This window comes from Luteimonas granuli (genome assembly GCF_007795095.1).
GTDB classification, from domain to species: domain Bacteria; phylum Pseudomonadota; class Gammaproteobacteria; order Xanthomonadales; family Xanthomonadaceae; genus Luteimonas; species Luteimonas granuli.
The window spans coordinates 845855-863831 of record NZ_CP042218.1 but is presented as its reverse complement, the minus strand read 5'-3'; the positions used below and the strand labels follow the sequence as shown (position 1 = coordinate 863831).

The window sequence follows — 17977 nt, the reverse complement described above, 5'->3', positions numbered from 1 at the left end:
TCAGGTGGCCGGCGAGGTCACTGGCAGGCGAATAGTCGCGACATAGCGGCCGTCCGCTACGCCCGTGGACAGCGTTCCTCGACCGTCGGTCATCGCCTCGACGCGGCTCGAGACCGATGCGAGGCCCACGCCATGGCCGCTGGCGGCGGGCACAAGCGCATTGCCACGATCCGGAAGATCGTTGCGTACCGTGACGTGGACCCAGTCCTCGCCGGCGGTGACTCGGATGTCGATCCTGCCGCCCTCGACGCGGCGCTCGATACCGTGGCGCACGGCGTTCTCCACCAGTGGCTGGACGGAGAGGGCGGGGACCTCGGTGTCGGGCAGTAACGGTGGCAGCTCCCAGACGACCACCAGGCGTCCGCCCAGCCTGAGGTGCTCGATCTCGAGATATCGGCGGACAAGCCCGATCTCTTCCTCGAGCTGGATATGACGCGGGCCCGCGAGGGCGGCGCGGAAGAGGTCGGACAGGTCCAGCAGGACCCGCTCGGCGTCCTCCGGCCGCTGGTGCACCAAGGAGATTGCCGTGTTGAGGCTGTTGAAGAGGAAGTGCGGATGGGTGCGGGCCTGCAGGGATTCCAACTCGGCGTGTTTGGTGCGTACGGCGGCCTGGCGGGCGCGCCAGTGGTTATGGAATGCCGCGAGGCCCATTGCCCCAACCGATAAAGACAGTCCGGTCAGGTGCAGGAAGGGCCGAAGTCCGCCTTCTCCCGAAAGCGGCGCCATCTGTCGACCGAAGTGATACGCCAATGCGCCTACGAGCCAGCTTGCGACCATCTGCAGCAGGAGTGCAACTATCGCGATGCCTTGGGGAGCGAGGCCTGAAAGCAGGTTGCGGAGCAGATACAAACCACCCATCGTCGCCAGCAGGACCCATTGGATGGCCAAGGATGCCAGGCCGAAATGGATCCAGCGGTCGCCCTCGACACCCGGCGCAAGGGCCAGGACAATGGCGAGTCCTTCGCCTGCAGCCATGGTCCACATGATCGCCGCGGGCTGCCACGCGGCGTGGAGTGGGCTGGAGATCGTGTCGGGGCGGTCAAGGCGCGTGGGCATGCGTCAATCATGCACCGGCGCTCATCTCATGCCCACTGGTCCGGGCACAATGCCCGCCGGTCGGACTCAGGCTGACACTGGGCGTGTCGGCGATTAGGGTTCGGATATCGTCCCCGGGGGCTGGAATCCATGCATCGAGCTGTAGGCCAGGAAGGAGGCGGCCCTCTCCTGTTGGCGGGATTCACGCTGATTGAGTTGATGGTCACGCTGGCAGTGCTGGCCGTGCTGGTCACGCTTGCAGCTCCCAGCTTCCAGGAAATGACAAATAGGAGCAATGTCGTGTCCGGCACGAACGAGGTGGTCGCGCTCCTCCAGGATGCCCGGATGGAGTCGGTCCGTCGCAACGCACGGGTCGAGGTATGCGCTAGCGCCAACGGCACCACATGTTCGGGAAGCAATGATTGGCAACGGGTCATCGTGCGCAGTGCGGCTGGAGCGATATACCGGGACATTGCGCTGAATCCCCGCCTGACCGCGCGTGGAAGCGGCAGTGCCGGTACAAAGATCATTTTCCGGCCAGATGGTCTCGCACGCGTCGGAAGCGCTCCGGAAACCGTGCTGACGGGAATCATCGAGATCTGCATCAACGCCCAGAGGCCCGTCCAGAATGCCCGGCATGTAGCGATTTCGGGAGCTCGGATCTCCACGAACGCTCCTGTGACGTCCTCAGGCTGCGCGGCACAGGTGCCCAACACATGAAGCATATGACCAAGCGCCTGTGGAGAGGCCCCGTCAGAATGATCGGATCCGTTCGTCGCCAGGCCGGTGCAACGCTGATCGAAGTGCTTATTGCCGTGTTGATCATGGCGATCGGATTGCTGGGGGTGGCGGCGATCCAGGCAGTCGCGCTGCGAAACAGCCAAGCGTCCGTCGAACGTACCCAGGCGGTAATCCAGAGCTATTCAATCCTCGATGCAATGCGTTCCAACGTCACCGCGGCGCGGTCCGGCGCCTACAACCTGCCGAAGGCGTGTACCTCGCCTTCACCGGGAACTCGCGCGCAGAGTGACCTGAAGTTCTGGGTCGACTCACTCAAGGCGACAGTCGGGCAGGCCGCGTGCGGGTCGGTCCAGTGCGATGTCACGAGCGCGGTCTGCATAGTGACGGTGTTCTGGGATGAATCGCGGGCGACAGCGGGCACGGAAAGCATGAATGTCGTGACTACGAGCAGGCTATGAATCCGAGCAAAATTGTTTCGACGCCCCTAAAGCTACAGCGTGGCATTACGCTTATCGAACTGATGATCGCGATGCTGCTGGGCCTGCTTGTCGTGGGCGCGACCGGCGCGATTTTCCTCTCGAACCGCCAAGCCTACAATGCGACCGAAACCATCGGACGTATCCAGGAGAATGGCCGCATAGCGTTCGAGCTCATGGCGCGGGACCTGCGCGAAGCAGGGGCAACGGCATGCGGCAACAATCTTCCGGTCGCCAATGTATTGAAGACTCCCGGCGATACCTTCTCATGGGGCGACGGACTGCGAGGATACGGCGGTGCCAACGCCGCGGCTCTCGCGCCGTTCGGGACCGGTGCGGGGAACCGCGTAGAAGGCACCCAGGCCGTGGAACTCAGGTCATCGGCGGGTTCCAACGTGACTGTCACCAAGCACGTCCCCGCTTCGGCGGTGATCCACGTGAACACCGCCGACCATGGCTTTAAGGCTGGCGACGTACTCATCATCTGTGACTATTCCCAAGCCAGCATCTTCGAGATGACGCCGGGCGGAGCTGTGTTGCACATCGGGCATAACACCGGCAACAGTTCGGAACCGTCCGGCGGGAATTTCTGCAAGGCGCTTAGTTTTCCCGTCGACCCGGATTGCGCATCCAAGCCCAAGGACGGCAAGCAGTACGGAGAGAATGCGCTCATCGCGAAGCTCAATTCGACGATCTGGTACATCGGACACAACTCGCGCGGTGCGCGTTCGCTGTACCGCCGTGTAAGTGGGCAGGCGCCGGAGGAGATTACCGAGGGTGTCAGAACGCTGGACCTGAACTACTACCTTCCGGGAACAGACTACCTGGCGGCCGGCGCAGTTCCCGCCGACCGTTGGGGTGAGGTCGCCGCTGTCCGCATTGGCGTGGAACTCGTGGCTGCCGAAGGGGCTTTGCGCAATCGAGAGATTGCCGGTACAGACGGACAGGCGTTGAGGCGCCAATTGGCCCACGTGGTAACGCTCCGGGGCCGCAATCCATGAGTACGTATCCCGGTATCGTGCTGCGTGAAACGAGTGCCGCGGCCGCTCGTGAACGCGGTGTGGCGCTTGTGGTGGTGCTGCTGCTGCTCCTGATCATGACCTTGTTGGGGTTGGCAAGCATGCGCGGCGTCCTGCTCGAGGAGCGAATGAGCACGTCCCTGATGGATCGATCGTTGATGTTCCAGGCAGCGGAAGCAGCGCTTCGGGAAGGTGAAGCGGTGGCGGCAGCCTCCAAGCGAACCGATTACACCAGCGCGTGTACCAACGGGCTGTGCGGACAGCCGAATCCGACCGGTCAGGAGTCGTGGGTCGATCGTTGGAAGCTGCCTTCGCCTCCATACAAGCAGGCCGCCAGCGTGGGTAGTGGCGACCTGCAGGTGATCCCCGAATACTTCATCGAGTTCATGGGTCTGTTCCCGAACTGGGTGGGCTGTGACCGGTCCGAGCCGGTGCCGGTTGGTTGCATGGGGCCACGCTACCGCATCACTGCGCGCGCACGCGCCGCCGGGCGCGCAGAAGTCCTGCTTCAAAGCAGCTTCACCTCCCCCGAATGAATCGCCTTAAGGGCGTGGTATGGCCCGTAATGGAGTACGAACCGATGTCTGGTCGAAACAAGCAACGAACGATCGAGTCCGTGCGCCCCCAGCGCCTTCATCCCGCGCTGCTTGGTTGTCTCGCAGTGGCGCTTGCGGCGCCGGGCCATGCCAATTTGAACATCCCGGACGTGCCGCTGCAGTCGGGCGCCACTGTGCCGCCGAATATCATGTTTGTTCTGGACGACTCGGGTTCGATGCATGGCGAGATCATGCCCGGAGACTTGATTGATGGAATAACTGTCAACAGGATTCAATCGAGCGCAGATAACAACAGGAACACTTCCAATATCGGACGCGTGTTTCCTCGTGTCTCCGGGCTTTATGGCGGAAGCGACTATGACAATACCGTCGCGGATCCCGACAACGTATACGGAAGAATCGTGCGGACTGCGCGATTCAATGCCCAATACTTCAATCCAGCCGTGACTTACAAGCCCTGGGTCAAGGCCGACGGAACGAGCTACCCGAATGCAACGCCTACCGCGGCACTCTGGAATCCCGAGAATGCGTCAAAGGGGACGGTCGACCTTACGGGACCCGTGACGTATTCCGGTGTGTGGTGGCAGAGGACGTCGAATAACGATACCTGCACCCAGCAGGCATGTGTCCGTGAACAGGGCGAGCGCACCATCCGGTTCAACATCTACTACACGTACACAGGCGGCGACAGCGCGAGCGACAAGTACAACCCTGCGAACTACACGCGCCATGAGATCACCGACGCGGACCAGCTTCAGAACTTCGCCAACTGGTTCCAGTACTACCGGTCAAGAATCCTGGCCAGTCGCGGCGGAATTGGACGCGCATTCTCCAGTCTTCCGGGCGATGACGCAGCGACTGCGGCGCGCGTTGGTTACGCCACGCTGAACTCGAGCCCGAGGGTCGTCTCCGGTGTCAGGCCCTTCGTGGGCACTCACCGGACAGCTTTCTATAACAATCTCTATGGCGGGGTTGTTTCGACCAATGGAACACCATCCCGCCAGACCCTCTGGGATGTCGGTAACTACTACGAAGATCGGACGGATTCAGACGACCCCTGGCGAACCGACGTCGGAAATTCAGGTGGATCCAAATACGATGAGTATCTGACGTGCCGGCAAAGTTTTGCCATGCTCATGACCGATGGTTACTGGTCTGAAAGCCCAGCTCCTCCGAATAGCGTCGCGAATGCCGATGGAAGTGCGGGCTATCCGTTCCAGGATGCATACAGCGACACGCTGGCCGACGTTGCCTACAACTTCTGGAATCGCGACCTGAGACCGAGCATGGCCAACAGGGTGACTGCAAGTCCGTTGAACCCCAAGACGCACCAGCACATGGTGACCTACGGGATCGGGCTCGGTGTTTCAGGCAGCGTGAATCCAGCGACCGCTTTCGGCGAGATCGGCAAGACGTCGGGCTCTCTTGTCTGGCCGGATCCGACCAGTGCGGAGTCGGCGAAAATCGATGATCTACTGCACGCGGCCGTCAACTCGCGGGGCGGTTTTTTTAGCGCCGCGGATCCCGAGTCTTTTGCGACCGAACTCAGGAACACCCTCAGTAGCATCATCGAGCGTACGGAATCCGGATCCAATGTCGCTGCGAACAGCGTCAGGCTGGATACCGAAACGCGGATCTTTCAGGCTAGCTACGTTGGGCGGCGCTGGACAGGCGAGCTGGCATCGTACCCCATCGTGAACGGGCAGGTGAGCACGACTCCTTCCTGGAGAGCGTCGACCCGCGTCCCGGACTACGACGACCGGGCTCCGAAGGTCTTCACGGTCGGCGGTACGTTCCTCGCGCAGCGTGGTAGCGGTCTGGGTACGATGGATGGTCACGGCCTGGCGGCCTACCTGCTTGGCGAGCGGAGCGGAGAAAAGCAGTACGGCGGACCGTTCCGCAACCGCACGTCCCCCTCTCGGCGATATCGTGCATTCGTCGCCGGCCTTCACGGCTGAAACGGGAACGGCCACGATTTTCGTGGGCGCGAACGATGGAATGCTGCACGCCTTCAATGCTGCAACGGGGCGTGAGTTGTTCGCCTACGTGCCCAGTGCCAATCTGATTCCCGACGACAAGCTTCGTCTGCTGGCCGATCCGACTTACAACCACAGGTTCTACGTCGATGGTCCGGTGACCGTCTCGACGAGGGCGAAGACGCCAGGCAAGACCCTGCTGGTAGGTACGCTCGGTCGCGGCGGGCGGGGTCTGTTCGGACTGGACGTGACCAGCCCGACGACTTTCGGTGCGTCCAACGTGAAGTGGGAGGCGTCGCCGGCGAGCGCGCCTTCGGGCTGGACCGCTGATGATCGCAGCGATTTGGGCATGATCCTGAACAAGCCTCTGATCGTCCGCACAAACGCGCGAGACGGAAACGGTAACAACGCAGCGTTGCTGCCGGCCGTTGCGATATTCGGTAACGGGATCAACAGCGCATCCGGGAAAGGTGCACTTTTCATCGTCGATGCTGAAACCGGAGTGAAAGTCCGCAAGCTCGAACTCCCAGCCGCGACCGCCGGGGGAAATGGTATTACCAGCATCCAGGCTTGGGACGAGGATGGCGACGGTCTGCATGACTTCGTGTTTGCTGGAGACCTGAAGGGCAATGTCTGGAAGTTCGATCTCAATTACGGTGATCAGAGCAAGTGGAATCTGGCGGATGGGGGGTACGATTAGCGGTCAGGTCAAGCGGGCATCGGGCGGCAATCCGCTCATAGCAACCGGACAGCCGATCACTGGCGGCCTCCAAGTGGCATTCGAACCCAAGACCTATCAGCGCTGGGTATTCTTCGGCACGGGCAAGTACCTGGAAGAGAGTGACAAGTTGAGCACCTCCCAGCAGCGTTGGTACGGAGTGAAGGATACCGGCGTCAAGATTTCTGGCGATGCTGACCTCACGGCCCGCCAGATCCAGCTCCACGGCACGATCGATGGGCATGCTGTTCGTGCATTCGAGCCTTACCATCGGCTCGACGCCACATCAAGGGGCTGGTTCGTCAATCTCGAAGTGCCAGCGGATGGCACGCCTTCGGAACGCATGGTTTCGGATCCACTGATGGTGGGCCGCGTGCTTGTTGCCGCCAGCATCCTGCCCAGCTCGGATCCATGCATGTCCGGTGGTACAGGCTATCTCAACGCGATTGACGCGTTCTCGGGAACAAGCGTCCAGTCATCCTTCTTCGACGTTGATGGAGACGGGCAGTTCGATGATGATGTTCTGGGCGGAGGGGATAACGGAACAAGTCGCCCTGTTGGCTCGGTCAACTTGAATATCGCTATGCCAACCTCGCCCACCGTGGTGGAGAACCTCCTCGTTGCAGGCGGTTCGCTGGGTACGGCCGGGGCGGTCGGGATCAACAATCCCCTGATCAAGGGGCGGATTTCCTGGCGTGAGATTGTCGGAGATTGATATGGGTGACAGGTCCTACACGATGTCCTCCTGCGCCGCCAATGGCGGCCCTGGAGGGACCGCCCATGGCTTCACCCTGATCGAGCTGATGATTGTCGTGGCCGTGATCGCGATATTGGCCGCGATCGCGTATCCGAGCTATCAGAATCATGTCGTCAAGACGCGTCGTGGCGCTGCGGCAAGTTGCTTGATGGAAGCCGCACAGTTCATGGAGCGCTATTACACGACGAAGATGACGTATGTCGGCGCAGCGCTCCCTGCGACCCAGTGCACGACGGATCTTGCCGCGCATTACACGCTGTCGCTTGAGAGCTCAAGCGCTAGTGCGTACGGCGTCCAGGCCGTGCCGCAGGCTGCGCAGGCCAATGCGGATGCCCGATGCGGGACGTTGAAGCTCAGTCAAACGGGTGCGAAGTCCATTACCGGTACCGCAAGTTCTTACAAGGATTGCTGGTAACGGCTCAAGCGGAGCAGCTCGTCTCGGCGGCCGCGCGTTCCACGCGCGTCCTCCCGGCGTTGCTGAGCAAAATGCTGCCGTGCATGACGCCGGTGCTGCGTATGCACAATGTCAGCCTGAGGTTGCTGCCGGCTGCCCATCCCGACGGTTGGTAGCGGATACGGTGTCGTCCGGCGCTGGTTCTCAAAGATATTTCCGGCGCAAGGTCCGGGACCATTTCTATGACATCGGACGTCGATTTTGGTTGAGGACTCCGGGACGGATCAAGATAAACGATCCACCCCTGGGACCAGTCGGTTCCTCCCACGATGCAGGAAGTGCCGTTCAAGCTTGGACAAACGGTAACGGCATGTCCGCGGCTGACGGCCTGGACGCGCGCCAATGCCAAGCTCGATGACATGGCGTGGTATGCCCGCTGGGCGGCTGCCTGATTCCATGCCTGGACCGCCGAGGGAGCGGCGAGCGCCACCAAGACGGCCAGGATGGCGATGGCGGTGACGAGCTCCACTAGTGTAAAGCCGCGTTGAAGCTCGTGAGTATTCATGCCTGCATGGTTTTGCATCACTGCGGGCGAAACACTCCTTCTGTGACGCCGCAGCTTGTCAGGCTGTAGCGGAATCTCCCCTCGGAAGCGCGGCTGTAGTGGCGCGTCTTCATAGCCGGGCCTGGATGCCGGCGCATCAGTGCTTCAACATGAACCGCAGGACCTGCGCGCCGCGCGCCATGCTGCCTTTCCGGATATGGATCCTCCTTTACGGCCGAGGTAGCACGACGCCGGTCAAGGCCGCCTGAGCAGGCGTGGCGCGGTGTTTTCAGGCTCGATCGCCTTGGGGTGGCGCGACCTGGCGTTCGGCGCCAGCGGTTCACGCACCGTTCGCACCCGCCGGACAACTGTCGCCCCAGTCGTCCAGCCCGCGAGCCCGCCAATGTCCCTTCCGCATGAAGTCTCCACGTCCGGCGAAGGTACCGCGGACGCAGGGAGCGAGCGGCGCACGCGGCGGGCGGAAGACGCGTGCTGTCGCGCCCGGCTGTTCCTGCCCGATGCCAGCGTCCGCGAGCTGGACTGCGCGGAACTCGGTTCCGTCTGTCCCGACGAGGATGCACTGCTGTGGGTCGACCTGGTGCGGGCGGACGCGGACACGATGCGCTCGGTCTGGTCCGGATGCGGCCTGCCCGAGGAGATGCTCGACCAGCCCGCGGATGATCCCGCCCCGCGGCTGGAGCGCTTCGGCAGTCACTTCCTGGTCCGTGCGATCGCCGTGGTCGACGAAGGCCCCGACGGCGTGCGGGGCGCGCCGCTGACGCTGGTGGCCGGCGACAACATCGTGGTGAGCGTGCACGAGCGCGACATCGAGTTCATCGACGAACTCATGGACCGCGAGGCCGTGGCTTCGTACATCGGCCGGCTCGGCTCCGACAGCTTCGTGGCCGCCTTGCTGGACTGGCAGCTGTCGACCTATTTCAATGCGGTGAGCACGTTCGAGGCCAGTGTCGATGCGCTGGAGCAGGCGATCCTGTCCGAGCGGGCAGACAGGTGCCTGCCGGAACTGAGGCGCCTTCGCCAGGCCGCCGCGCGCCTGCGCAGGATGCTGGCTCCGCACCGCGCCGTCTTCGGCGCGCTCTCACGGCCGGACTTCCGGCACGACGACCGGCCCGAGTCCGAGCGTCATTTCGAGGCGCTGGACACGCGTTTCGAGCGGGCCATGGACATGATCGAGAACGCACGCACCCTGGTGGTGGGCAGCTTCGAACTGTTCAGCAGCCAGACCGCCCTGCGCACCGACCGCTCGATGCGGGTGCTGACCTTCGTCACCGTGATCACCGGCGTGCTGGCCACGGTGGCCGGCGTGCTGGGCATGAACTTCAAGGCCGGGCTGTTCGAGTCCGGAAACGCCGGCTTCCTGCTCGTGGTGGGCGGGATGCTGGTGTTCGGCGGAGGCTCGGTGGCGCTGGCGCGAGCGCGGGGATGGTTCTAGCAGGCAGCGGAAAAGGCCTGCCGATCGCCGCGTCCGGCCCCTCTGACGGGAGCTTCGTCGGTCCATTCCGGGGTTCGTCGCAAAGCGCGCCAGTCGGGGTGCGCGGATCGCTATGCTCCGCCGCATTCCCATCCGATGCCGATTCCCATGATCAAGAGTGCTTTTTTCGTCTTCCGCCTCGCCGCTGCCTGGTTCATTGCGGTGCTGCTGGTCGGGGTCATGTGGTCGGAGCTTCCGCTGCTGGGGCGCCTGGAGTGGCCGGTCGTGCTGCTGGGCATGGCGACGATGGCGCTGGTGGTCACCGGAGCGCTCTCGCACCTCGGCCGCGTGCGGCTGATCGCCGGCCACGTCGACAAGACCGTGCTGTCCAACCGCCAGCGGCGGCAGGTCGAGATCCCCTTCGAGGCGGGCGAGGCCTTCGACCTGCTCGAGGCCGCGATCCGCGAGCTGCCACGGGTGGAGCAGGTCGAGGCCGCGCGCGACAGCCTGCAACTGCGCGCCAAGGTCGCGCGCCCGCAGACCTATGGCGAGCATCCCCTGGGACGCTGGAACCCGCTGCTGTGGTTCGGCATCCCGCGCAACCAGATCCTGGCGACGGTCACCCCCGGCCACGACAGCAGCAGCGTGACGCTGATCTGCGAGCCGGAATCGCCGGCGTGGAGCGACTGGTTCCTGGTCGACGACGGCACCAACTTCGAGAACGCCGAGGCGATCACCCGCGCCATCAGCCGCCGAGTGGCCGAGCACCGGCGTGGCGAGAAGGCCGCCGCGATGCAGACAGCCACCGAGAAGGAGCTCGCCGTGGCCCGCCTGAGCCTGCTGCATGCGCAGGTCGAGCCGCACTTCCTCTACAACACGCTGGCCAGCGCCCAGCTGCTCGCGCGCAGCGACCCGCCGCGCGCGGAGGAGATGCTCGGGCACCTGATCCAGTACCTGCGCCATTCGCTGCCGCGCACCGAGGACGAACTGTCGACGCTCGGCGAGGAGCTCGAGCGCGCGGTGGCCTACCTCGAGATCCTGAAGATCCGCATGGGACCGCGGCTGTCGGTGCAGGTGGACGTGCCCGAACCGCTGCGTGCCACGCCGCTGCCGCCGATGGTGCTGCAGACCCTGGTGGAGAACGCCATCAAGCACGGGCTCGAGCCGCGTACCGCCGGGGGCACGGTGTGGATCCGTGCGCGCCGTAGCGAAGGCATGGTCGCGGTGACCGTGGCCGACGATGGCGAAGGCTTCAACGCGAAGACCAACGGCACCGGCATCGGCCTGAAGAACGTGCGCGAGCGCCTGCGCCTGGTGTTCGACGGCGAGGCGGCCCTGGCCGTGGTGGCCAATTTCCCGGCGGGCGTCGCGGCCACCATCACCGTGCCCGCCACGGACGGAGTCCACAGCCATGTCTGAGCCTTCCTGGACCTGCGTCGTCGCCGAGGACGAAGCACTGTTGCGGCGCTCGCTGCTCGACCAGCTGCAGCGCGCCTGGCCCGCGCTGCGCGTGGTCGCGGAGTGCGACAACGGTGCCGATGCGCTGGAATCGATCGCGGAGCATCGCCCCGAGGTCGCCTTCCTCGATATCCGCATGCCGGGACTGAGCGGGCTGGAGGTCGCGGCGGCCGCGGCGGAGGCCAGCCCGGACACGCGCATCGTCTTCGTCACCGCGTACGACCAGTACGCCATCGATGCGTTCGAACGTGGCGCGATCGATTATCTGCTGAAGCCGATCTCCCCCGCGCGGCTGGACGCGACCGTGCAGCGCCTCCAGGCGCGCGGTGGCAGCGACGCGGTCGCGCTGGCGGCGCTGATCGAGCGCCTGGGTTCGACGCGCCCGCGCGAGGATGCGCCCCCGCCCCTGACCTGGATCACCGCCAGCGCCGGCCGCGAGACGCGGCTGCTCCTGGTCGACGAAGTGGCGTACTTCCGCGCCGACAACAAGTACACGACGGTGGTGACCGCCGAAGGCGAGGCGCTGCTGCGCACGCCGATCCGCGAGCTGCTCGGGATGCTGGATCCGGCGATGTTCAAGCAGATCCACAGGTCCACCATCGTCAACCTCAAGGCCATCGCGGGTATCACCCGCGACGACAGCGGGCGCGGGACGGTGCGCCTCAAGTCGCGACCGGAAACGCTGGTCGTCAGCCAGACCTTCATGCCGCTGTTCCGTCACATGTAGCGCGCGCCCGCCGCCCGGCAGTGCGTTGCCGCATCACAAACCATGCGAGGTGACCCGGTGAACATACTCATCGCCCTGTGCTGTTTCGTGCTTTCGCTGTTCGGGTGCGATGGCGGCGCCATCCCCTTCGTGCACCGTGCCGGCGCCGACGACGGCGACACCCTTTACAGCGTGGCCTACGTGCAGGTCGGCGGGGTCCGCATCGGGTGCGTGCGCGGCGCGGGCGGGCAGTGCCACTACACGCTCTATCCCCGTGGCTGCGCGCCGGCGGCGCACGACGGCGTCCGTGGATCCCCGAACGGAAGAAGGGCCGCGATCCCGCGGCCCTTCCGGTGTCTGGCGCCCGAAGTTGGACTCGAACCAACGACCCCCTGATTAACAGTCAAGTGCTCTAACCGGCTGAGCTATTCGGGCGGGGACGCACATTTTAGTGCCTGTTTCGGTCCGGTCAAGGCAAAACCGCCGCCGGCCGGGTTCAGGGGCGGGGCCGACCGCCGCGACCGACCCCGGGCGGCCGTCCCCGGCCCCCGGGATCGACGGCCGGATGACGGCCCCTGCAGGACCGATGGGCGACAATGCGCGGATGAAGGACGCCGCGTCTCCACGCTTCGAGCTCGTCTCGCCCTATACCCCGGCCGGGGACCAGCCGCAGGCCATCGCGCGCCTCATCGACGGCTTCGAGAACGGCCTGGCGCAGCAGACCCTGCTCGGCGTCACCGGCTCCGGCAAGACCTACACCATCGCCAACGTGGTGGCTGCGGTGCAGAAGCCCACCATCGTCATGGCCCCCAACAAGACCCTGGCGGCGCAACTGTACGGCGAGTTCAAGTCCTTCTTCCCGCACAACGCGGTCGAGTACTTCGTCAGCTACTACGACTACTACCAGCCCGAGGCCTACGTGCCCTCGTCGGACACCTTCATCGAGAAGGACAGTTCGATGAACGAGCACATCGAGCAGATGCGGCTGTCGGCGACCAAGGCGCTGCTGTCGCGGCCGGATGCGCTGATCGTGGCCACGGTTTCGGCGATCTACGGCCTGGGCGACCCCGAGGACTACCTGAAGCTGCGCCTGATCCTGGCCCGCGGCGAGCCGATCGAGCAGCGCCAGCTGATCCGCCACCTGACCGAGCTGCAGTACACCCGCAACGACACCGAGCTGCGCCGCGGCACCTACCGCGTGCGCGGCGAGGTGATCGACGTGCATCCGGCGGAGTCGGAGAGCGAGGCGCTGCGCATCGAGCTGTTCGACGGCGAGGTCGAGAACCTGAGCCTGTTCGACCCGCTCACCGGCGAAGTGCAGCGCAAGGTGCCGCGTTACACGGTCTATCCGAAGACCCACTACGCCAGCACGCGGGAGAGCGTTCTCAACGCGATCGAGACGATCAAGGTGGAGCTCAAGGAGCGCCTCGAACATCTCTACGCGAACAACAGGCTGGTGGAAGCGCAGCGCCTGGAGCAGCGCACCCGGTTCGACATCGAGATGATGGCCGAGGTCGGCTACTGCAACGGCATCGAGAACTACTCGCGCCACCTGACCCGGCGCGAGCCGGGCGAGCCGCCGCCGACCCTGTTCGATTACCTGCCGCCCGACGCCCTGCTGGTGGTGGACGAGTCGCACGTGACCGTGCCGCAGATCGGCGGCATGTACCGGGGCGACCGCGCGCGCAAGGAGACCCTGGTCGAGTTCGGCTTCCGCCTGCCCTCGGCGCTGGACAACCGGCCGCTGCGCTTCGAGGAATGGGAGGAGCGCGCGCCGCGCACGATCTTCGTCTCCGCCACGCCCGGGAAGTACGAACTGGAGAAGTCCGGCGAGGAGATCGTGGAACTGGTGGTGCGGCCGACGGGCCTGGTCGACCCCGAGGTCGAGATCCGCCCGGTGGCGACCCAGGTCGACGACGTGCTGGGCGAGATCAACCAGCGCGTGGCCATGGGCGACCGCGTGCTGATCACCACGCTGACCAAGCGCATGGCCGAAAACCTGACCGAGTACCTCGGCGAACACGACGTGCGCGTGCGCTACCTGCACTCCGACGTCGACACCGTCGAGCGGGTGGAGATCATCCGCGACCTGCGCCTGGGCGTGTTCGACGTGCTGGTCGGCATCAACCTCCTGCGCGAGGGCCTGGACATGCCCGAGGTCTCCCTGGTGGCGATCCTGGACGCCGACAAGGAAGGCTTCCTGCGGTCCACCGGCTCGCTGATCCAGACCATCGGCCGCGCCGCGCGCAACCTGCGCGGCAAGGCGATCCTCTATGCCGACCGGGTCACCGACTCGATGAAGCGCGCGATCGAGGAGACCGACCGCCGGCGCCAGAAGCAGGTCGAGTACAACCTCGAGCACGGGATCACCCCGCGCTCGGTGGCGCGGCCGGTCATGGACATCATGGAAGGCGCCCGCAGCGACGCCGCCGAGGCGCGCGCCAGCGGCCGCGGCAAGGGCCGCAAGGTGGCCGAGGCCGGGGAGGACTATGCGCGGCTGGATCCGGCCAAGGCCGCCGGCAAGCTCCGGGAGCTGGAACAGCGGATGTTCCAGCATGCCCGCGACCTGGAGTTCGAGGAGGCCGCCGCCGTCCGCGACCGCATCCACGCCCTGAAGGAGGCCATGCTGGCCTTCCGCTAGATTGCTTGCCGCGGGCCCGCCCAGGGGCTAGAATTCGCGTCCCTTCGGGGCGGTTAGCTCAGCGGTAGAGCACTACCTTGACATGGTAGGGGTCACAGGTTCGAACCCTGTACCGCCCACCACGCCGGCAGGCGTGGTGTCCGTCGGCCTCAGTGGCGCCGAGCGTCCGCGCGTGATTGACTGCGCGGCCCACGCATCAGGTTACCCCGCGCCATGAAGACCCCGAGCGGCCTGCAGCCGCTGATCGACGACGGTGTGATCGACGAAGTGATGCGGCCGCTGAAAAGCGGCAAGGAGGCCGCGGTCTACGTGGTCCGCGCCGGCCACGACATCCGCTGCGCCAAGGTCTACAAGGACATGGCGCACCGCAGCTTCCAGCAGCGCGTGCAGTACCAGGAGGGCCGCAAGGTCCGCGGCAGCCGCGAGGCGCGCGCGATCGGCAAGGCCACGAAGTACGGCCGTCGCCAGCAGGAAGCCGAGTGGAAGAACACCGAGGTCGAGGCGCTGTACGCCCTGCGCGACGCCGGCGTGCGCGTGCCCGAGCCGCATGGCTACTTCCATGGCGTGCTGGTGATGGAGCTCGTGGTGGACGCCGACGGCCATGCCGCGCCGCGCCTTGCGGAGGTCGAGCTGTCGGCGGACCAAGCGCGCGGCTTCCACCGCTTCCTGGTACGGCAGGTGGTGAGGATGCTGTGCGCGGGCCTGATCCACGGCGACCTGTCGGAATACAACGTGCTGGTGGCGCCCGACGGCCCGGTGGTCATCGATTTCCCGCAGGTGGTCAGCGCCGCCGGCAACAACGCTGCGCGCACGATGCTGCTGCGGGACGTCAACAACCTCACGGCGAGCCTCGGTGCGTGGGCACCGGAGCTGCTCGACACCTGGTACGGCGAGGAGATCTGGGCGCTGTTCGAAGCCGGCGAACTGCGGCCCGACGGCGAGCTCACCGGCGTGTTCGCGCACGACGAATCGATCCCGGACATCGATGGCGTGCGCCACGCCATCAACGATGCCCGGGAAGAGGCGCTGATCCGCCAGCAGGGCCGCGAGGCGGCCGCCGAACTGGACTGAGCCGCTCCGCCGGCGTCACGCCTGTGGCCCCGGCACTGCCCGGAGGTCACATCACGAGGCCGCGGAATTCCGCGGCAGTCGCTTCGCGCACGAAGCAGGCGCGGTAGGTCGCGATGTCGGGCACTCCGATGCCCGACGGATCGCCCGCCACGTACAGGGTCACGTGCGGCACACCGCAGGCGAGGCCCAGGCCGCCGGCCTGGGCCAGCCCTTGGCGGAACGCGGACAGCGCCGGCTCCTGCAGGTGTTCGATCACCGACCAGGCTTGCAGCGGGTCGCCCGCTCCCTCCTTGACCTTGTGCAGCAGGGCGTAGCGGCCGGTGCCGTGCGGTGCCCACTCCAGCGATTCGAACAGTGCACGGATGCGTCCCTCGCCGAGGCGCCGGCGCAGCGCCGTGCCCCGTTCCCGGTCGAGCAGCGTCAGGTGGAGTTCGTGCTTGCGTTCGAGCACGTGGTCGTCGAGGCGGAGCCGCTGCGGCATCTCCGGTGCGAAGTGGGCAGCGGGGTCAAGTGGCAGGATCAGGCCGCCACCCTCCGTGAATCCGGGCCACCGTGCCTGCATCGGGCTTCTCCGGTACATGTGGATACGGAGTAATCGCACAAAGCAGTCGGTCGATGCCACGTGGGAAGCCGGCACGGCCCGCGCCAGGCTGGAACGCGCCGACCGGGGCATCAGGAAAGCTGGCATGGACAGGATCAGGATGACGTTGGCGCTCGCGTGCCTGGGCGCGGCGCTGGCCGGGGGAGCGTGGCTCGCGGGCATGCTGGTGCCGCGATTGCTCGGCCTGGGCGACGTGCAGACCGACTGGACGACCTGGTACCGCTACCTGCGCGCCATCGGCCATCCCGAGCTGGCGCCATACGCCGGCCGCATCCGGCTTGCCCTCGGCCTGGGCATGGGGCTGCCGCTGCTGCCGGCGTGCGGGGCCGCATTCCTCCTGCTGCGCCCCCGGCGCCGCGCGCTGCACGGCCGGGCCCGCTTCGCCTCGGCCCTGGAGATCGCGCGGCGCGGGCTGTTCACGCGCTCCGCCCACGGCATCGTGGTCGGGCGCTGGTGCGGGCGCCTGCTGCGGTTCGGCGGCCAGCAGTCGGTGCTGTTGGCGGCACCCACGCGCTCGGGCAAGGGCGTGGGCGTCGTGGTGCCCAACCTGCTCGACTACCTCGGTTCGGTCGTGGTGCTCGACATCAAGCAGGAAAACTTCGCGCTCACCAGCGGCTGGCGCGCGGCGCGGGGGCAAGCGGTGTATCTGTTCAATCCATTCGCCGAGGACCGGCGCACGCACCGCTGGAACCCGCTGTCGTACGTGTCCACCGAGCCGCTGCAGCGGGTGTCCGACCTGCAGGGCATCGCCAACCTGCTGTACCCGGATGTCGGCACCGAAAAGAAGTTCTGGACCAGCCAGGCGCGCAATGCCTTCACGGCCTTCGCGCTGTACCTGTTCGACCACTACGAGGCGCAGCGGCAGGACGGTATGCCGGAGGAGCTGCTGCTGTTCCCGACGCTGGGCCACGTGTTCCGGCTGTCGTCGGCCGAAGGTGCGCCGGCGCGGCAGCACCTGCAGGACCTCGCGGCGCGGCCGTTCCTGGGCGAGCATGCGCGGCGTGCGTTCGGCAACCTGCTGTCGCAGGCGGAAGAGACCTTCGCTTCGATCCTCGGCAGCTTCCGCGAGCCACTCAACCCGTGGATCGATCCGGTGCTCGACGCCGCCACCAGCGGCAACGACTTCCTGCTCGACGACCTCAGGCGCCGGCCGATGTCGATCTACGTCGGCGTGCAGCCGCACCGGCTGGCCGAGGCCCGGCCGCTGCTGAACCTGTTCTTCAGCCAGCTGGTCAACCTGAACACGCGCGTCCTGCCGCAGGACGATCCTTCGCTGCGGCATCAGTGCCTGCTGCTGATGGACGAATTCACCGCCCTGGGCAGGGTCGACATCATCGCCACCGCCATGGCGTACATGGCCGGCTACAACCTGCGCCTGCTTCCGGTGATCCAGAGCATGGCCCAGCTCGACGCGGTGTACGGCAAGGACGTGGCGCGCGCGCTGGTCACCAACCACGCGCTGCAGGTGGTGTTCGCGCCGCGGGAGCAGCAGGACGCCAGCGAATACTCCGAGATGCTGGGCTACACCACGCTGCGCCGCCGCAACCTCACCCGGGGTCGCCGTCGCGGCGACGTCAGCCGCAGCGAGACCGAGGAGCGGCGAGCACTGATGTTGCCGCAGGAACTGAAGGCGATGGGCGACGGCCGCGAGATCCTGTTCTGCGAGGGAATGGCGCATGCGGTGCGCTGCAGGAAGATCCGCTACTACGCCGACCGTCGCTATCGCGGCCGCCTGCTTCCGCCGGCTGTGGCGCCGCTGCTTCCCGCGAGTCTGACGAGCGGGTGAACGCGGGCTGTCGGGCCCGATGGGCGCGTGCGGGGGCGGGGTATCGTTGACTCCGGAATCCCGAC

18 protein-coding genes and 2 tRNA genes are annotated in these 17977 nt (G+C 65.8%); 16 read left to right on the top strand and 4 right to left on the bottom strand.

What is annotated here, in order from left to right; translation table 11 throughout:
• On the bottom strand, positions 1-1056 hold the full coding sequence (locus FPZ22_RS03935) for a sensor histidine kinase (protein WP_144890577.1): 1056 nt from the start codon (positions 1054-1056) through the stop codon (positions 1-3).
• A gap of 198 nt (positions 1057-1254) precedes the next feature.
• Between FPZ22_RS03935 and FPZ22_RS03930 the strand changes: the two genes are divergently transcribed.
• The 8 genes from FPZ22_RS03930 (at position 1255) to FPZ22_RS03900 (ending at position 7694) form a co-directional block, all read left to right on the top strand.
• Entirely contained in the window at positions 1255-1755 is a 501-nt protein-coding gene (locus FPZ22_RS03930; protein WP_210412704.1) for a GspH/FimT family pseudopilin, read from the top strand.
• Positions 1752-2234 carry a type IV pilus modification protein PilV gene (gene pilV / locus FPZ22_RS03925; RefSeq protein WP_246120928.1) on the top strand — a complete coding sequence of 161 codons (483 nt, stop codon included), beginning with the start codon at positions 1752-1754 and terminating at the stop codon, positions 2232-2234. Before FPZ22_RS03930 ends, pilV begins: the two co-directional genes overlap by 4 nt.
• Complete coding sequence (locus FPZ22_RS03920; RefSeq protein WP_144890571.1) at positions 2231-3253, top strand: prepilin-type N-terminal cleavage/methylation domain-containing protein; 1023 nt, start codon at positions 2231-2233, stop codon at positions 3251-3253. Before pilV ends, FPZ22_RS03920 begins: the two co-directional genes overlap by 4 nt.
• Positions 3250-3807 (top strand): pilus assembly PilX family protein, encoded by a 558-nt coding sequence (locus FPZ22_RS03915; RefSeq protein WP_144890569.1) that lies wholly within the window; start codon positions 3250-3252, stop codon positions 3805-3807. Before FPZ22_RS03920 ends, FPZ22_RS03915 begins: the two co-directional genes overlap by 4 nt.
• 29 nt (positions 3808-3836) lie before the next feature.
• Positions 3837-5786 carry a pilus assembly protein gene (locus FPZ22_RS13580; protein WP_168198931.1) on the top strand — a complete coding sequence of 650 codons (1950 nt, stop codon included), beginning with the start codon at positions 3837-3839 and terminating at the stop codon, positions 5784-5786.
• Positions 5787-5826: 40 nt separating this feature from the next.
• Positions 5827-6504 (top strand): PilC/PilY family type IV pilus protein, encoded by a 678-nt coding sequence (locus FPZ22_RS03910; protein ID WP_246120927.1) that lies wholly within the window; start codon positions 5827-5829, stop codon positions 6502-6504.
• 73 nt (positions 6505-6577) lie between these two features.
• Positions 6578-7237 carry a pilus assembly protein gene (locus tag FPZ22_RS03905; protein ID WP_144890563.1) on the top strand — a complete coding sequence of 220 codons (660 nt, stop codon included), beginning with the start codon at positions 6578-6580 and terminating at the stop codon, positions 7235-7237.
• Position 7238: 1 nt separating this feature from the next.
• A complete protein-coding gene (locus FPZ22_RS03900; RefSeq protein ID WP_281287426.1) occupies positions 7239-7694 on the top strand; it encodes a type IV pilin protein in 456 nt (151 codons plus the stop codon).
• 4 nt (positions 7695-7698) lie between these two features.
• Here FPZ22_RS03900 and FPZ22_RS03895 read toward each other — a convergent pair whose 3' ends face one another.
• Positions 7699-8238, bottom strand: coding sequence for a GspH/FimT family pseudopilin (locus FPZ22_RS03895; RefSeq protein WP_210412703.1), 540 nt, complete (start codon positions 8236-8238; stop codon positions 7699-7701).
• A gap of 382 nt (positions 8239-8620) precedes the next feature.
• Here FPZ22_RS03895 and FPZ22_RS03890 point away from each other — a divergent pair, with 382 nt between their 5' ends.
• The 4 genes from FPZ22_RS03890 (at position 8621) to FPZ22_RS03875 (ending at position 12209) form a co-directional block, all read left to right on the top strand.
• Entirely contained in the window at positions 8621-9670 is a 1050-nt protein-coding gene (locus tag FPZ22_RS03890) for a magnesium transporter CorA family protein (protein ID WP_144890561.1), read from the top strand.
• 147 nt (positions 9671-9817) lie between these two features.
• Complete coding sequence (locus tag FPZ22_RS03885; RefSeq protein WP_144890559.1) at positions 9818-11068, top strand: sensor histidine kinase; 1251 nt, start codon at positions 9818-9820, stop codon at positions 11066-11068.
• Complete coding sequence (locus FPZ22_RS03880; RefSeq protein ID WP_144890555.1) at positions 11061-11834, top strand: LytR/AlgR family response regulator transcription factor; 774 nt, start codon at positions 11061-11063, stop codon at positions 11832-11834. The genes FPZ22_RS03885 and FPZ22_RS03880 overlap by 8 nt, the downstream gene beginning before the upstream one ends.
• 57 nt (positions 11835-11891) lie before the next feature.
• On the top strand, positions 11892-12209 hold the full coding sequence (locus FPZ22_RS03875) for a hypothetical protein (protein WP_144890552.1): 318 nt from the start codon (positions 11892-11894) through the stop codon (positions 12207-12209).
• On the opposite strand, the gene FPZ22_RS03870 is transcribed toward FPZ22_RS03875, so the two are convergent.
• Positions 12172-12248: transfer RNA gene (locus FPZ22_RS03870), tRNA-Asn, on the bottom strand. The genes FPZ22_RS03875 and FPZ22_RS03870 overlap by 38 nt on opposite strands.
• A 169-nt stretch (positions 12249-12417) precedes the next feature.
• Here FPZ22_RS03870 and uvrB point away from each other — a divergent pair.
• The 3 genes from uvrB (at position 12418) to FPZ22_RS03855 (ending at position 15525) form a co-directional block, all read left to right on the top strand.
• Positions 12418-14454, top strand: a complete 2037-nt coding sequence (gene uvrB / locus FPZ22_RS03865) for an excinuclease ABC subunit UvrB (protein WP_144890549.1) — start codon at positions 12418-12420, stop codon at positions 14452-14454.
• Positions 14455-14501: 47 nt separating this feature from the next.
• Positions 14502-14576 (top strand) — tRNA-Val (locus tag FPZ22_RS03860).
• Between the two features lie 91 nt (positions 14577-14667).
• Positions 14668-15525, top strand: a complete 858-nt coding sequence (locus tag FPZ22_RS03855) for a PA4780 family RIO1-like protein kinase (protein WP_144890546.1) — start codon at positions 14668-14670, stop codon at positions 15523-15525.
• A 46-nt stretch (positions 15526-15571) separates the two neighbouring features.
• Here FPZ22_RS03855 and FPZ22_RS03850 read toward each other — a convergent pair whose 3' ends face one another.
• Positions 15572-16006, bottom strand: coding sequence for a hypothetical protein (locus tag FPZ22_RS03850; protein WP_144890544.1), 435 nt, complete (start codon positions 16004-16006; stop codon positions 15572-15574).
• Between the two features lie 205 nt (positions 16007-16211).
• On the opposite strand from FPZ22_RS03850, the gene FPZ22_RS03845 reads away from it, so the two are divergent.
• Positions 16212-17912: a type IV secretory system conjugative DNA transfer family protein gene (locus tag FPZ22_RS03845; RefSeq protein ID WP_144890541.1), complete on the top strand. Its 1701-nt coding sequence runs from the start codon at positions 16212-16214 to the stop codon at positions 17910-17912.
• Positions 17913-17977: the final 65 nt, after the last annotated feature.

Coding starts and splice junctions, on each gene's coding strand:
- FPZ22_RS03920 (WP_144890571.1), top strand. CDS start 2,231: ATGAATCCGAGCAAAATTGTTTCGACGCCCCTAAAGCTACAGCGTGGC.
- FPZ22_RS03845 (WP_144890541.1), top strand. CDS start 16,212: ATGGACAGGATCAGGATGACGTTGGCGCTCGCGTGCCTGGGCGCGGCG.
- FPZ22_RS03900 (WP_281287426.1), top strand. CDS start 7,239: ATGGGTGACAGGTCCTACACGATGTCCTCCTGCGCCGCCAATGGCGGC.
- FPZ22_RS03915 (WP_144890569.1), top strand. CDS start 3,250: ATGAGTACGTATCCCGGTATCGTGCTGCGTGAAACGAGTGCCGCGGCC.
- FPZ22_RS03885 (WP_144890559.1), top strand. CDS start 9,818: ATGATCAAGAGTGCTTTTTTCGTCTTCCGCCTCGCCGCTGCCTGGTTC.
- FPZ22_RS03935 (WP_144890577.1), bottom strand. CDS start 1,056: ATGCCCACGCGCCTTGACCGCCCCGACACGATCTCCAGCCCACTCCAC.
- pilV (WP_246120928.1), top strand. CDS start 1,752: ATGAAGCATATGACCAAGCGCCTGTGGAGAGGCCCCGTCAGAATGATC.
- FPZ22_RS03895 (WP_210412703.1), bottom strand. CDS start 8,238: ATGAATACTCACGAGCTTCAACGCGGCTTTACACTAGTGGAGCTCGTC.
- FPZ22_RS03930 (WP_210412704.1), top strand. CDS start 1,255: ATGGTCACGCTGGCAGTGCTGGCCGTGCTGGTCACGCTTGCAGCTCCC.
- FPZ22_RS03890 (WP_144890561.1), top strand. CDS start 8,621: ATGTCCCTTCCGCATGAAGTCTCCACGTCCGGCGAAGGTACCGCGGAC.
- FPZ22_RS03910 (WP_246120927.1), top strand. CDS start 5,827: ATGCTGCACGCCTTCAATGCTGCAACGGGGCGTGAGTTGTTCGCCTAC.
- FPZ22_RS03855 (WP_144890546.1), top strand. CDS start 14,668: ATGAAGACCCCGAGCGGCCTGCAGCCGCTGATCGACGACGGTGTGATC.
- FPZ22_RS03850 (WP_144890544.1), bottom strand. CDS start 16,006: ATGCCGCAGCGGCTCCGCCTCGACGACCACGTGCTCGAACGCAAGCAC.
- uvrB (WP_144890549.1), top strand. CDS start 12,418: ATGAAGGACGCCGCGTCTCCACGCTTCGAGCTCGTCTCGCCCTATACC.
- FPZ22_RS03880 (WP_144890555.1), top strand. CDS start 11,061: ATGTCTGAGCCTTCCTGGACCTGCGTCGTCGCCGAGGACGAAGCACTG.
- FPZ22_RS13580 (WP_168198931.1), top strand. CDS start 3,837: ATGGAGTACGAACCGATGTCTGGTCGAAACAAGCAACGAACGATCGAG.